The sequence below is a fragment of the Kitasatospora sp. NPDC017646 genome, from assembly GCF_044329365.1.
Classification (GTDB): Bacteria; Actinomycetota; Actinomycetes; order Streptomycetales; family Streptomycetaceae; genus Kitasatospora.
On sequence record NZ_JBIRJC010000058.1, the window covers coordinates 1 to 15,453 of the forward strand.

Below are 15,453 nucleotides of genomic sequence, written 5' to 3' on the forward strand. Positions count from 1 at the left end.
AATGTCACCCGCTCCCGCCTCGGACGCCTCACCCGCCAGGGCTTCCTCACCCAACCCGGACGAGGCATCTACCAGAAACGGACTTAACGTCCTCTGAGGAGGCATCAGCGCAGCAACTGTCCGCCTGGGCAGGTGGTTTGGCTGCGGCCCGCGCCGGGCGTGGCGCCGTCAGGCCCGAATCCGGGCGGGTGTTGGACTGATCGCGGACGGCTGAGCCGGCGATTTCCGCCGGGTCGGACACGCCGGTCAACGATGCACCATCAACCCTGCCGACCGGGGGCGCCCTGCCGATCGGACTGCGCGCCGGACCCGGCCTTCGCTCCTTGAGCCTGTTCGACCGCAGCGACGACCAGCCCAACTCCGGGGGGCCCTACCCCGCGCCCTTGCTCGCCCCGCCGCCGGGGGAGTCAGCGGCTGATGTGCAGGGCGCAGATGTCGTCGCGGCGGGTGTCGGGGGTGACGAGCGTTCGCACGAGGTCGTCGAGGAAGCGGGGGCTTTCGGCGTGGGCGGTGGCAGTGCGGGCCAGTCGGGCCATGCCTTCGTCCAGGGCCTCGCCGGGCTTCTCGACAAGGCCGTCGGTGTACAGCAGCAGGTGGTCGCCGGGCAGTAGCTGGAGCGAGGCCGTTTCGTAGCGGGGATCGGTGACGGCACCCAGCAGGATGCCCTCGGGCGTCGGCAGGAAGTGGGTCTCGCCCTGGCGCAGCAGCAGGGGCGGCGGGTGGCCGGCCCGGACCCAGGTCAGTCGGGAGAGGGCGGGCTGGTAGACAGCCATGATCATGGTGGCCGTGCCGCCGCTGCGGTCCGCGGCGTGCAGCAGCAGGGTGTTCAGGCGGGAGAGGATGTCGGGAAGGGGTGAGTCGGTGATGGCCATGCCCTTGGCGGTGAAGCGCAACAGCGCCATGGTGGCGACCGCGTCCAGCCCGTGGCCGGCGACGTCGCCGAGGACGATCAGCGCGTTGCCGTCCGGCAGTTCGATGGCGCTGTACCAGTCGCCGCCGAGATTGAGACCTTCCTGGACGGGCCGGTAGGCGACATCGACGGTCAGGCCGGCCAGCTGCAGCACCTGCTCGGGCACCGGTAGCAAGGTTTCCTGGAGGCGGGCGGCCAGGTCGCGTTCCGCGGCCAGCAGGCTCTGCTGGGCGACAGCGTTCTGCTGGTGCTCCAGCAACTGCTGTTCGGCCTGCTTCGCGGCGGTGAGGTCCTGGAAGAAGCCGTGGACCTGGACCGTCTGACCCAGCGCATCCGTCTCCGCCTCCGAGACGACCCGCACGTGGCGGACCTCACCTTCGGGGAGCTGGATGCGGAAGGTCTGGTCGAGCGGCTCGCCGGCCTTCAGCAGGCGCCGGACCGCGTCCTCCAGGGCCGGGCGGTCCTCGCCGTCGGCACGAGCGGACAACTCCTCCAGCGTCCACGGCCCCAGAGACCGGTCCCTGCCGAAGATCGAGTACACCTCGTCGGACCAGCTGATCTCGCCGCGGACCAGGTCCCGGTCCACCCAGCCCATCCGGCCCAGCCGCTGCATGATCGCCAGCCGCCGCTGCTCACGCTCGGTCGTATCCAGGCGGCTCCAGGTGACGATCAGACCTCCCTGGCAGGGCGCCGCCCGCACGTGGTACCGGGACAGGCGCGGGATGCCGGGGGCGCCTTCCTCGGACTCCAACTCCCCCTCGTAGCCGAGGCCGGTCGTCAGTGCCCGCAGGTAGCCCTGCCACAGGTCGCTACCGGCCACGCCCGCGTAGGTGCGCAGCACGCTCCTCCCCACCAGTTCCGCTCCGCGGCGGCCACCGATGTCGACCGCCTCGGGCGACGCGGCCGTGAACCGGAAGTCCACCACCTCGCCCCCGGCGCCGAACTCCGGCTGGAGGAAGACCACCGAACCGGACAGGCCGGCCAGCACCTCCCGTACCACGGCCACCACCGGGACGTCCTCTGGTGAGGGGCCGCCGAGCGATCCCCGTGCTGCCCGTTCCTCGTGGACCTTCATGCAACGAGCATGTCACGCCCGCGCGGCCTTCTCGCCCCGCCATGACAACACCCACAAACCGCTCATGATGGGGCGGTACCCCCGGATGGCCGGCGTCAGTGCGTTCAGGGGCGCGTCTCGGCGACCTCGAAGGCGTTGCGTGCGGCCTTCCAGCGGGTCGTCCGGCGCGTCCGTGCAACAGCATCAAGCCGCTCGCCACGCCGGTCACCGACCCGGCCACCGGCGCCGAGGTCTACTCCTACGCGCTGACCGGACCCGACTGGCAGGGTGAACTCCCCAGTGATGTCCATCGGTTGCGGATGCCGACCAACACGATCTGGCTGCTCGGCCGCACGGAGATACACAACACCGGCGAAGAAGAGATCCAGACCGTCACCGGCTACCAGAACCTGATGCGGCTGCTGCCACTGAGCGCGTGGCCCAACAACGGCAGCTACGTTCCTCCGGACGGCGTCTACGACCCCGGCGTCCCCAGCACGCCGCCCTCCGAGCTGGTCAATGTGACGATGACCGGCCCCGAGTTCTTCGAGGAGTTCGCCGCCCTGCTGACCCGCACACCGCTCGACCCGCCGGATGCGGCCATGTCCGCCGTGCTCGAGGAGTTGGGCGTCCACCCGTACGACCGCTCAAAGCTCCCCACCGACGCCCAGCTGGAGCTGGCGAAGCACCTCGGCCTCTCCAGGATCAGCCGGCACAAGGCCTCCGAGCCGGTCAACGGCTGGACCTTCACCAAGACCGACATCGGGTACTACGGCACCGACTACACCCAGCGCGCCTACATCACCGCGATCGGGCTTGGGGCCAACCTCCCCGAGGACGCCCTCTATCCCAGCATCGCCGGCGCGGCGACCGACGAGACCGGGGCTCCGCTCCGCTACACCCTCACCTTCCCCGCCGGCCAGCTGCCGCCCGTCAACGGGTTCTGGTCGCTGACCGCCTACGACTCCGACAGCTTCCTCATCGCCAACCCCGCCGACATCTACGCCGTCGGCCACTACGTCGCCCCCGTGGCCGACTCGGTCACGGGCGCGACCACGTTGTACATCCAGGCCGACCCGATCGCCAACGCGGAGCTGCGGGCGACCAACTGGCTCCCCATCGACACCAAGGGGAACTTCTCCGTCACCCTGCGGCTGTACGCGCCGCGCACCGGTGACATCCCCGTGAGCTGGCCGCCGCCGCTCGTACGGGTCAGGGGCCACCACTCGGCCTGACCCACCGAAGGGACCGCGACGACCGAGGTCGCGGCGAGGTCGCGGCGAGGTCGTGCGGGAAGGCCGAGGCCCCGGCCGCCCCCCGGGGAAGGGGGTGGCCGGGGCCTCGGGCCGTCGGGCCGGTGGGTGTCAGCTGAGCTGGGTGGGGACCGGGCGGTCCTTGCCGATGGAGCGGACGCCGCCCGGGGTGAGGGCCTCGGCGAAGAGCTGGACGTCCGCGACCCGGCCGGCGGTGTACTCGCCGTAGAAGCCCTGGTACTTGCGGCGGCCGATCTGCACCGGACCGGTGGCGTTCCACACCGTGCCGGTGTAGTCGGCGGAGGCTGCCGTCTCGTCGTTGACGTAGAGCTTCAGCTGCCCGCTGTCCGCGTCGAAGACGCCCACCAGGTGGTACCAGGTGTTGGTCTTCGGGCTGAGCGGACCGGTGGTGGGACCGTAGGCGCTGGTGAACGCGCCGGCGGTGTCGTCGGCGTGGCCGTGGCCGAAGGCGAAGGCGTGGGCGCCGCTGGAGTAGTACAGCTGGAGGCCGTTACCGGTGGCGCCGGACTGCGAGACGAAGCTGGAGTTGTTCGTCAGGCTGGTCAGCTTGACCCAGGCGGACACGGTGTAACTGCGGCTGGTGTCGAGCGCCGGGCCCGGCGTGTCGGCGAACGCGGTGGTGCCGTTGAGGGCGAGCGCGCTGCCGCGGTCCGGGTCGTCGACGACGGCCGCGGTGCCGTACAGGGTGAGGGCGCCGTCGGTGCGGACGCTGTCCTCGGTGCTGTCGAGCTTCCACCAGGCGGTCGGCCGGTGGACGTGGCCGATCGACACCGGGGCGGCGAACTGGGCCAGGCCGCCGACCGCCGCGGCGCCCGGGTACTCGACCAGCCTTCCGGAGCCGCTGCCGGCGTACAGCGCCGGGAAGCCGGTGCCCTGGACGTCGCCCGGGGAGGCCACCGTCGGGTAGTCCTTCTCGCCGACGCCGAGCGGGAGCACGGGCTGGGCGGCGGGCAGCACGTTGCCGTTGGTGGCGGCCCACTTCTGGTCCGCGATGTCCTTGCAGTCGTAGATGATCACCTGGGTGCGCGGGTTGCGGTTGCTCGCCGGGTCGGCCAGGCATCGGCCGGACTGCGGGTTCTTGAGGCTGCCCGGGTACGGACCGGGGACCCACTGCTGGGCGCCGGTGTTGTTGCACTGGTAGAGCTGCACCGGGGTGTTGTTGTCGGTGCCGCCCTTCACCACGTCCAGGCACTTGCCGACGACGTGCACGGTGTGGTCGGCGCCCAGGGTGAACGTCTGGGCGTCGGTGCCGTTGCAGGTGTACATCTGCGCGGCGGTGCCGTTGGCGGTCCGCGCGTGGTCGATGTCCAGGCAGAGGTTCTTGTTCGCGGTGTCCAGGACACCGGAGACCAGCGGGGCGCCGGTCGGGGCGGCGATCCGGGTGGTCGGGACGCCGCCCGCGAAGGTCAGCGGGAAGCTGCTGACCGCGCCGGTGGTGTCGTTGCGCGCCCAGAGGGTGGGCACGCCGTTCACGGTGCCGGGCGCCAGCAGGGTGATGTCCGACCAGTCGCCGGTGCCGATCCGCACGCCGGCCGCGAGGTTGCAGCCGGCCTGGAAGGTACCCGGGAAGTACCAGAGTTCACCCTTGTCGACGGTGATCAGGTCGGGCGCGTCGGCGAAGCCGGCGAGCTTGCCGGGGGCCAGGATCCGGCTGACGTTGTTCCAGGTGCCGTCCGAGCCCTTCGCCGGGCAGCTGCCGGAGTTGCGGATCGGGACGACGTTCTGGGTCAGGGTGAAGTGGCCGCTAGTGCCGCCGGGGGTGATGGCGTCGTTGGGGTAGAGGTAGAGCTCGTGGGTGACCTTGTCGTAGGCGAACAGGTCGTCCACGTTGGTGCCGGTGGCGGTGCCCCGGTGGGCGACCAGGTAGTTGTTCCAGCCGGTGCCGTCCGGGCTCTGCGCCTTGGTGGAGACGGTGACGGGCGGGGCGGCCGGGTCGGCGTCGCCGCGCACCAGCACGAGGTCCCCGCCGGTGGTGGGGGCGACCAGGTCCGGCACGGCGTCGCCGTCGATGTCCCCGGCGGTCACCTTGGCGTTCGGGTTCCAGGGGGCGAAGAAGCTGTACTGGCCCACCGTGCCCTGGGTGTTGCCGGCGTTGTCGACGGCGCGGACGAACAGCGTGTGGGCGCCCCACTGGGCGGCGCTGAGAACGATCGGGATCTCGGCGGTGGCGTTGCCGCCGCCGGTCTGGACGGCGTCCACCTTGGCGGCGCCGTTGGCCGGGATGTTCACGTCCAGCGCGTACTCGAAGCGGTCGATACCGCTGCTGACGCAGGAGCCGCGGGTGCAACCGGTCGGCGTCGGGTCGTCGGCGCTGACGGCGACCTTCACCCCGGTGTCGCCGGCATGGCCGGTGGGAGCGTGGTCACTGCCGAGCGGCGGGAACACCGGTGACTCGGTGAAGGTCGGCACGCTCGGCGCGCTGAGGTCCACCTTGAAGTAGCAGTTCGGGGACCAGCCGCTCATCAGGGTGTCGTCGTCGGCCCGTACGTGCCAGCCGTACTGGTGGCCGTCCGCGACCTTGAAGCCGATGTTCTGGCGGGTGGTGCCGCCGTCGCCGACCCAGCCGCTGACGGGGGAGCCTTTGTCGGTGGAGTTGCCGGCCGAGTCTGCGATCTTGGTGTCCCAGACCTCGTACCGGGCGCGCAGGTTGACGCCGGTCATGTCGGTGTTGAGGTGCGCGTTCAGGGTGATGTCGGAGGCGTCGCCGGCCAGGCCGGACTGGCCGATCCAGCCGGGCTCCGCGCCGTCGCAGCCGTTGCTGGACGGCGAGATCGCGGGCGGGGTGGTGCCCAGCTTGTCCGGCACCGACGGCGCGATGTCGAAGACCGTCGTCAGGTACGGGTTGTTGGCGAAGCGGACGAAGTCGTTGTTGCTCGACGACTTGGACTCGTTGCCGAACAGCCCGAAGGTCCAGCTGTCCTTCTCGCCGGCCAGCTTCTTGATCTGCCCGGTGACCACCCAGGCGGCGTCGTGATCGCCGCAGCTCTGGGAGGGGTTGGAGCTCTTCACCTTCTGGGTGCCGCCGATGTAGCCGTCACCGGTCACGTCCGGCTGGTGGTTCCAGGTGGTGGAGCCGCTGATGCCGGTGACCGTCGCCAGCTTGACGTCGGTCTCGTTGTCGCAGTCGAAGGAGGCGCCGTAGGTCGAGGTGAGGTGGACCGTCGACTTGGAGATCACCATGGCCTTGGTCAGGTTGCCGATGTTGATCTCGAAGTAGGCGCGGTTGAGGCCGTAGCAGTCCTTCCAGTGCTGGTAGCCGACGCCCTCGCCGTTGTCCTGGGCGTCGTCGTACGCGCTCTGCGACGGGCAGCCCTCCTTCACCGTGATGAAGTGGCTCTTCTTGCTGGTGATCGGGCTGGTGTACGGGTCGATGTACACCGGCCACACGGTCGCGGGGTCGCTGAGCAGGCCCGCGTCCGGCACGAGGGTGAGCGCGCCGGGGGAGCTGGTCACCGCGATCGGCCGTACCTGGGCGGCGGTGCCGGGCTGTTCGGCGGTGGAGGCGGTGGTCGGCTGCGGGGTGGTGGTCGGTGCGGCGGTCGGGTCACCCGCGCCCTCGGCAGCCTTCGGGGCGGCGATCGCCCTGGTGCCGGCGGACCGCTGCGCGGCGGTCGGCGCCGCCGCAGGGGGAGTGGTGCCGGCGGGAGCGGTGCCCGCGGAAGCGGTGCGCGCCGAGTCCCACATCAGCGGGGTGGGGGAGCGGAAGACGGCCGTGCCGTCGGCGGTGGTCGCCGCCACCCGCCCGTCGGCGTCCGCGTTCAGCGTCAGGCCGTCGCTGGTGGTGGCGGTCAGGCGGAGCGCGGCGAGCGCCGGGTTCGCGGCGGCCTTCGCGTCGTGGACGACCAGCACCTCGTGGAAACCGCCCTGGTCGGTGCTGGTGACCTTGAGGTCGACGCCGGGCAGCACCCCGTCGTACTGGGCGGTGTCACCGCTGACCCGAGGGGCGGGCAGCGGGAACGGCAGGGTGTACGAGAGTCGGTGGCCCTCGGCGTCGGTGAGGGTGGCCAGCGGGCCGCTGCCGCCGCCGGACAGGGCCAGCCCGGAGGGCGTGGCCTTCGGCGAGAGGCTGCCGTCGGCGTTGCCGACCAGTGTCGCGTCCACCGCAGCCCAGCCGTCGCCCCGGCGGACCCGGGCGGGCTGGAGGTGGGTGGTGACGCTGAAGGTGCCGTCGGTGTTGGCGACGGTCTCGTCGGTCGCGGTGGTGAGCCGGTCGACGGTCACCGGCTTGCCGGTGCGGACGGCCTCGGCCTTCGCGGCGGCCAGCGGCGAGGCCGCGGCGCTGCCCGCCGCGGCTCCGGCGTCGACCGGCACGTCGTCCGCGACCGCCGGGCCCACGGTGCCGAGCAGCAGCCCGGTGACCAGCGCCGATACGGCCAGACGGCGTGTCGGTATTCGCGCCGGATGGCTCCGGGTGCGGGAGCGCTCCCCCATTGTCGTCGTCCTTTCGAGGACCGGATGCGGTGGCCGGTTGCGCCGCTGTGGTTCTTCTCACAGCGCGATGAGGCGCACGGGCCGCCGGGTGTCGGAATTGCGGCCGTTCCGTCCGTCTCCGACCACTTGGTGAACGACTTGGCGAACCTGTGTGCCGGATGGGAAAGGTGTGACCGCTGGGGAAGGGTATTGCTGACTCTTTGTCATCGCAATACGGTTCCAGCCGGTCCGAGCACGGCCCGTCAGCTGACGTGACCTCAGTCGACCTCACCGTTCGTCTCCATGGGGGATTGTGCGCATGCGCGCAGGACCAGGCGGATCACAGGGATTCCGCATAATCGACAGAGCCCGCGGCAGGGCCTGGATGAGACGAGGAGCGGTGACGGTCGCGACCGTCACCGCCCTCGCGCTGTCGGCACCGTTCGCGGTCGCCGACTCCGTCGTCGGCGGCTACCGCTACCTGGACAGGACCTGGGAGGCGGACCCGCTCCCGGCCCAGCCGAAGGTGCCGGGGCACCCGGCGGACAGCCCGGCGGGTGACGCCCCGAAGCCGGTGCTCCCGGCCGGTGCCAGGGAGTTGAAGCCGCACGAGGTGAAGGGCCCCCAGTGGCCCGCCGCGGCCAGTGCCACCGTCGACCTCGGTGGTGCGCCCACGGTGCGCAGCCTGGCCGCACCGGCGGGCGCGGTCCAGGCCGGTGCGCTGCCGGTCTCGGTGTCGCCGGCCGCTCCCGCGGCTCTCGGCGCCGGGGCGCGTGCCCTGGCCGCCCCGCTCAGCCCGGTCTCGCCGGTGTCCGCGGTGCAGGTCACCGTGGCCGACCGGGGACAGGCCCGGGGGGCCGGCGTGGACGGCCTGCTGGTCGGCCTCAGCCGCGCCGACCGCGGAACCGACACGGGCAGCGTGTCGGTCTCCCTCGACTACGGCGCCATCGAGCAGGCGTACGGCGGCGGTTGGGCGTCCCGGCTGCACCTGGTGGCGATGCCCGGCTGTGCGCTGACCACCCCGCAGGTGGCCGCCTGCCGCACCCGCGCCCCGCTGGAGTCGGTCAACGACCCGGTCAACCGGAAGGTCAGCGGCACCGTCGCCCTGCCCGGCTCGACGGACGCCAGGAAGTCGTCCTCCCTCTTCGCGGCGCCCTCCGCGCTCTCCTCCTCCGGGGGCATGGCGGTGGCCGCGGTGGCGGGCTCCGGCGGCTCGCAGGGCGACTTCGGCGCGACCTCGCTGTCCGCCTCCGGCGCCTGGTCGGCCTCGGCGTCGGGCGCCTTCACCTACCACTACCCCGTCACCGTGCCGCCGTCGCTGGGCGGCACCGCGCCGACGGTCAGCCTCTCCTACGACTCCCAGTCGGTGGACGGCGAGACCTCCGCGCGCAACTCCCAGTCCTCGTGGATCGGTGACGGCTGGTCGTACACCCCCGGCTTCATCGAGCGCTCGTACAAGAGCTGCAAGGACCAGGGGATCAAGGACTCCGGCGACGAGTGCTGGGCCGGCTGGAACGCGACGCTTCAACTGGGCAGCCACAACGGCCGACTGCTGCGCGACGACAACGGCGTCTACCACCTCCAGAGCGACGACGGCACCAGGATCGAGCGGCTCACCGACGCCGCCAACGGGCTGTGGCAGGGCGAGTACTTCAAGGTCACCACGACCGACGGCACCGCCTACTACCTGGGTCTGAACCACGCGCCCGGCACCACCTCCGACGAGGCCACCGACAGCGCCTGGGGCGTGCCGGTCTACCATCCGAAGTCCGGTGACCCCTGCCACAGTTCGGACAAGGGCGACGACTCCCAGTGCGACAAGCCGGTCGGCTGGCGGTTCAACCTGGACTTCGTCGTCGACGCCCACGGCAACGTCCAGCGCTACGACTGGGCGACCGAGTCCAACTACTACAACATGGGCTACGGCCAGGTCGCCAAGGACGACAAGGGCGGCACGGTCACCAAGTACACCCGCGGTGGCCGGCTGACGAAGATCTCCTACGGCTACCAGCTGGCCGACGCCCGGGCGGGCCGCGAACCGGCCGCCCAGGTGGTCTTCCGCGCCGCGCAGCGCTGCACCAAGTCGGACAGCGTCTGCAAGGACGGCAACCTCTCCTCGGACACCGCCGCGAACTGGCCGGACACGCCGTACGACCTGCACTGCGAGTCCGACTGGAAGAACAAGGTCGGTGACGACGACAAGACGGACGGCGTCTGCCTGACCGGCGGGCCCACCTTCTGGTCCACGTACCGCCTCAAGGGCATCGACACCAAGGTCCGCACCGCCTCCGGGTGGCAGGACGTCGACACCTACGAGCTCGACCACGTCTTCTCCGACGCCGGCGGCACCTTCGACCCGGTCACCGGCAAGACCCAGGACCCGAAGGCCACCGGCTCGCTGCAGTCGGTCATGTGGCTGTCCTCGATCGTCCACACCGGCAAGGACACCTCCGCCGGGGGCAGCGGGCCGGTCACCCTCGACCCGGTGACCTTCACCGGCATCGAGATGGACAACCGGGTCGACGGCCCCTCGCCGGCCGCCCCACCGCTGTACCACCCGCGCATCTCCAGCGTGCAGACCGAGACCGGCGAGTCGATCGCCGTCACCTACCGGGCACCGGAGTGCTCGCGCGAGAAGAAGACCATGCCCGCCTCGGCGGACAGCGACACGATGGCCTGCTACCAGGTCTACTGGAACACCCCCGGTGGCGTGGAGCCGATCGAGGACTGGTTCCACAAGACCCTCGTCGAGCAGGTCACCGACAGCGACCGCACCAAGGCCGGCTCGCCCGCCAAGGTCACCCGCTACACCTACAGCGACGGAGCCGCCTGGCACCGCGACGACTCCGAACTGACTGACGACAAGCACCGCACCTGGAACGACTTCCGGGGCTACCGCACCGTCACCACCACCACCGGCGCCGCCCCGGACCCGATCACCCAGAGCACCGTCTCCTACCTCCAGGGCATGGACGGTGACTACAAGGCCGACGGGACGACCCGCACCGTCAAGGTGAAGAACGCGCTGGGCGAGGAGATCACCGACAGCCCGTGGCTGGCCGGCACCCCGTACCAGACCCTCGGCTACACCAAGGCCGGCGGCAGCGTCGTCACCCGCACCCTGGCCGACCCGCCGACCTTCAAGGTCACCGCCAGCGCGAGCCGCAAGGCGTGGACGTCCGAGGACCCGGCGCCCGACAAGCTCTCCACCCTGCCGGACCTCACGGCCCGCCAGATCACCGCGACCTCCTCGCGGACCATGAGCCTGCTGTCGGACGGCGGCTGGCGCACCGCCCGGACCAGCACCACCTTCGACGACCAGGGCCGGATCTGGAAGGAGGACGACCAGCCGGACCTCTCGGACCCGAAGCAGGAGACCTGCACCACCACCACCTACGCGGACGCCCCGTCGGACAACCCGATGATGCTGGTCTCCCCGAAGGAGACGATCAGCGTCGCCGGCCCGTGCGGCACCGCGCCCGGGAAGAACACCACGCTCTCCCACAAGCGGATCTTCTACGACGGCGACGGCTCGGTCGACCACCCGGGCACCTACGGCGTCCTCGGCCAGAACGGCACCTCGCTCGGCCTGGTCACCGCCACCCAGGCGGTCACCGGCTACGACGCCCAGGGCCGGCCGCAGTTCCAGACCCTCGGCGGGATGTCCTACGACCGCTACGGCCGGGTCACCGCCAGCACCGACGCGGCGGGCCAGACCACGACCACCGGGTACCAGCCCGAGACCGGCGTGCTGCCCACCACCCTGTCGACCACCAACCCGCTGAAGTGGACGGCCACCAGCACCGTCTCGCCCGGCCGCGCATCGGTGACCCACTCCGTGGACGTCAACAACCAGGTCACGGACGCGACCTACGACGCGCTCGGCCGCCGGGAGAAGGTCTGGTCCCCGGGCCGCGACAAGGCCACCCAGACCCCGGACCGGGTCTACTCCTACGACGTGCACGGCGCCGGTGACAACCCGACGCCCTCGTCCGTCACCACCAGGAGCCTGCGCGAGGACGGCTCCTACAGCACCGCCGTCACCATCTACGACGGCACCCTCCAGCCCCGGCAGACGCAGTCGACCCCGGCGGACAACTCGGCCGGCCGGCTGGTGTCCTCCACCTACTACGACTCGCACGGCTGGGCGGTCTCCAGCATCGCCACCTACTCCGACGCCGACCACGCGCCGGGCAGCACGATGTGGGCCGAGACCAACCGCACCGGCCCGTCCGTGACCCGCACCGCCTACGACGGCCAGGGCCGGCCCGTCACCACCACGCTGGTCTCCTTCGCCAGCACCCTGTGGCAGAGCTCCGTCAGCTACCGGGGGGCCGACCGGGTGGACACCACCCCGGCGCAGGGCGGCAAGGCCGACACCACCTACACCGACGCGCAGGGCCGCACCTCCGTGCGCGTCCAGCGCGACGACACCCCCGACCGGCAGCTCGCCGGCGGCAGCCGGATCTCCTCCGGCACCTCGGTGGTCTCCGCCGGGGTCCGCCTCGGCATGCAGCCGGACGGCAACCTCGCACTGACCGCGCTGGTCGGCGAGAAGGTCCTGTGGTCCAGCGGCACCGGCGGCCACCCCGGTGCCTACGCCGTGATTCAGGCCGACGGCAACCTGGTCGTCCTCGACGCCACCGGCAAGACCACCCTGTGGTCCAGCGGCACGGCCGGCCACCCCGGCGGCTACCTCAAGGTCCAGGCCGACGACGACGTCGCGGTCTACGACGCCACGAACGTCCGGCTCTGGTCCGCCCGCACGGCCGGCACCGCGCCGGCCGCGGACATCACCACCCGCTACACCTACACGGCGCGCGGGCAGATCTCCACCGTCCAGGACAACGCGGGCAACACCTGGACCTACGGCTACGATCTGCAGGGCCGGATGACGTCCCAGACGGACCCGGCCGCCGGCTCCTCCAGCGCCACCTACGACCCGCTGGGCAGGCTCGCCAGCACCACCGACGCCCGCAAGCAGACCCTGTCGTTCACCTACGACCAGCTGGGCCGGCGCACCGCCGAGTACTCCGGAACCGACACCGGCGACCCGACCAAGCTGCTCGCCGAGTGGAGCTACGACAAGCTCGGCAAGGGCCTTCCGGTCGCCTCCACCCGGTACGTGGGCGGGAAGAACGGCAGTGCCTACGTCCAGCGGGTCGACGGCTACAACGCGGTCGGCCAGCCGACCTCGGTCAGCACCGTCATCCCCGCCGCCGAGGGCGCCCTGGCCGGCACCTACACCGCCAAGGCCGCCTACACCGAGAACGTCGGCATGCTCGCCTCGACGTCCTTCAACGGCGACGGCGGCCTGCCCGCCGAAACCGTCGGCTACGGCTACAACCTGGAGGGCGGACTGGTCAGCCTGGGCTCGCCCAGCCGACCGTACGTCGCGACCGTCAACTACAGCCCGCTCGGCCAGGTCGTGCAGACCACCGTCGGCACGCCGACCAAGCAGCTGCGCACCGCGCAGACCTGGGACGCGGCGACCGGCCGACTGGCCACCAGCCGGGTCACCCTGCAGAACAACACCGCCAACCCGATCTCCGACACGACCTTCGGCTACGACCCGTCGGGCAACCTGACGACCGTCTCCGAGGTCCAGTCCAGCGGCGGCACGGACCGGGTCACCGACACCCAGTGCTTCGGCTACGACGCCCAGCGCCGGCTGACCAGCGCCTGGACCGACACCAAGGGCATCACCACCGCCACCGCCGGCCAGCTGGCCCGCTGCAACACCGCCCGGCCCAGCCCGGCCACCGTCGGCGGCCCCGCCGCGTACTGGCAGGACTGGCAGTTCGACCAGCTCGGTGACCGCACTCAGCAGATCAGCCACGACGTGACCGGCAACGCGGCCAAGGACACCGTCCAGACGCTCGCCTACCCGGGCCAGGGCGTCACCCCGGCCAAGCGGCCCAACGCCGTCTCGACCGTCACCACCCGCACCGCGACCGGCACCACCGTGCTCACCCCGGGCTACGACGACGCCGGCAACACCCAGACCCGGGTCACCACCGGCGCCAAGGCCGGCAACCAGGGCATCGACTACAACGAGGAGGGACGTACCGCGGCCGTCACCACCGACGGCAAGAAGAGCTCCTACCTGTACGACGCCGACGGAGGCCTGCTGCTCCAGCGCGGCCCCGGCGGCAACACGCTCTACCTCTTCTCCGGCAACGAGCAGCTGAACCTCGACGCCACCGGAAAGACCGTTACCGGCCTGCGGTACTACCGCTCGCCGGACGGCACCGTGACGGTGCGCGCCAGCAACGGCGCCATCAGCTACCAGCCCACCACCCCGCAGGGCACCGCCCAGCTCCAGGTGGACGGCGGCACACTGGCCGTCACCCGGCGCTCCTACGACCCGTACGGCAACCCGCGCGGTACCGCGCCGGGCAGCTGGGCCGACAACCACGGCTTCCTCGGCAAGCCCGCCGACGCCGCCACCGGCCTGAGCCTGCTCGGGGCACGCCACTACGACCCGGTCATCGGCCGCTTCCTGCAGGTCGACCCGGTCTTCGAGAACGGCGACCCGAACCAGATGGGCGGGTACGGCTACGCGGCCGGCAACCCGGTGTCCGGCAGTGACCCGACCGGGCTGTGGTGGGGCTCCGACTGGTGCGGCGCGGCGGGCAACTGGCTCACCGGCATCGGCGACTCCATCGTCGGCGACCCGTACCAGTGGGGCGTCAACTTCCTGTCCGACGGCTGGAACTCGTTCGCCGACATCGTCAACGGCGACAACGACGTGTTCGACGGCATGGTCGGGTACGAGAACGAGACCCCGTTCAAGCTCGGCCACACCGGTTACGTCGACGACCACCCGCTCGCCGAGCTCTTCGGCGTCGACACCAGCTCCACGTCGTACGTCGCCGGGCAGTGGACCGGCATCGTGGGCTCCTTCGCCCTGGACGGCTACGGCGCGGTCAAGGCGATCAGCAGCGGCGTGAAGGCCGTCAAGGCCGTCAAGCTCGCGGTCGAGGACGGCGACTCCGTCATCAGCGCGGTCAAGAAGCTGCTTTCCGGCGACCTGCCCACCACCACCCCCGCCGACCCGGCGCCGACCACCCCGAAGGGCGACACCCCGTCGACCCCGAAGTCCGGCACCGGCAAGGGCGGCAAGGAACCCGGCGGCAGCGGCAAGGGCGGCGGGGGCGGCAAGACCGCCGAACAGCCGAGCCCGGCCCCCGAGGCCACCGACGCCGGCCCGAGCGGCAACGCCTACCGGCGCGGCTCCAAGGGCAAGCCGAACGAGTACGAGTCCGGACCGGTCGTCAGCCTCGGCCGGCTCAAGGAGACGCTCGCCCGGGCCGGGTACCGCGACGTGTGGGACCGCTACGACGTCGTCCACAAGGAGCGGATCTACGACGCGGAGACGGGCGAGACCAACTACGGGAACAGCCCGCACTACATCCGGTCCAACTCCACCTTCACCGACGTGCCGCACCGCGGCCGCAACGGCCTGCCGATCATCGAGCTCTCCAACAAGGGACTGCGCAACATCAAGGAAGCCGTGGTCACGTTCTTCCACGAGGTGCACCACCAGGAGGGCATGCGGGTCCACGGCGACAAGGGAACCGAGGAGGACGCCGAGGACTTCGGCCAGATGATGTGGCGGAGGATCTCCGGGGACAACTGATAGCGTTCCCAGCCGGCCGGACGGCTCCGCGCCGGTGAACCGACAGCACGGCGGGGCGGGCGGGGGGGGGGCCCCCCCCCCCCCGCCCGGCCCCCCCCCGGTCCCACCCCCCCCCCCCCAAACCAAAACACCCAAGCCCCCCCCCACCACCACACCACACCCC

4 protein-coding genes are annotated in these 15,453 nt (G+C 71.4%); 2 read left to right on the forward strand and 2 right to left on the reverse strand.

Features of this window, described 5'->3' with window-relative positions; all coding sequences use genetic code 11:
• Positions 1-407 precede the first annotated feature (407 nt).
• The gene (locus ACH4J0_RS39120) at positions 408-1,985 is read right to left on the reverse strand and encodes a PP2C family protein-serine/threonine phosphatase (protein ID WP_396245960.1); all 1,578 of its coding nucleotides are present in this window, start codon (positions 1,983-1,985) and stop codon (positions 408-410) included.
• Positions 1,986-2,083: 98 nt separating this feature from the next.
• On the opposite strand from ACH4J0_RS39120, the gene ACH4J0_RS39125 reads away from it, so the two are divergent.
• A complete protein-coding gene (locus ACH4J0_RS39125; protein WP_396245961.1) occupies positions 2,084-3,199 on the forward strand; it encodes a DUF1214 domain-containing protein in 1,116 nt (371 codons plus the stop codon).
• Positions 3,200-3,328: 129 nt separating this feature from the next.
• Here the strand turns inward: ACH4J0_RS39125 and ACH4J0_RS39130 are convergent, their stop codons facing one another.
• Positions 3,329-7,669 carry a LamG-like jellyroll fold domain-containing protein gene (locus tag ACH4J0_RS39130; protein WP_396245962.1) on the reverse strand — a complete coding sequence of 1,447 codons (4,341 nt, stop codon included), beginning with the start codon at positions 7,667-7,669 and terminating at the stop codon, positions 3,329-3,331.
• 379 nt (positions 7,670-8,048) lie between these two features.
• On the opposite strand from ACH4J0_RS39130, the gene ACH4J0_RS39135 reads away from it, so the two are divergent.
• The gene (locus tag ACH4J0_RS39135; RefSeq protein ID WP_396245963.1) at positions 8,049-15,290 is read left to right on the forward strand and encodes an RHS repeat-associated core domain-containing protein; all 7,242 of its coding nucleotides are present in this window, start codon (positions 8,049-8,051) and stop codon (positions 15,288-15,290) included.
• Positions 15,291-15,453: the final 163 nt, after the last annotated feature.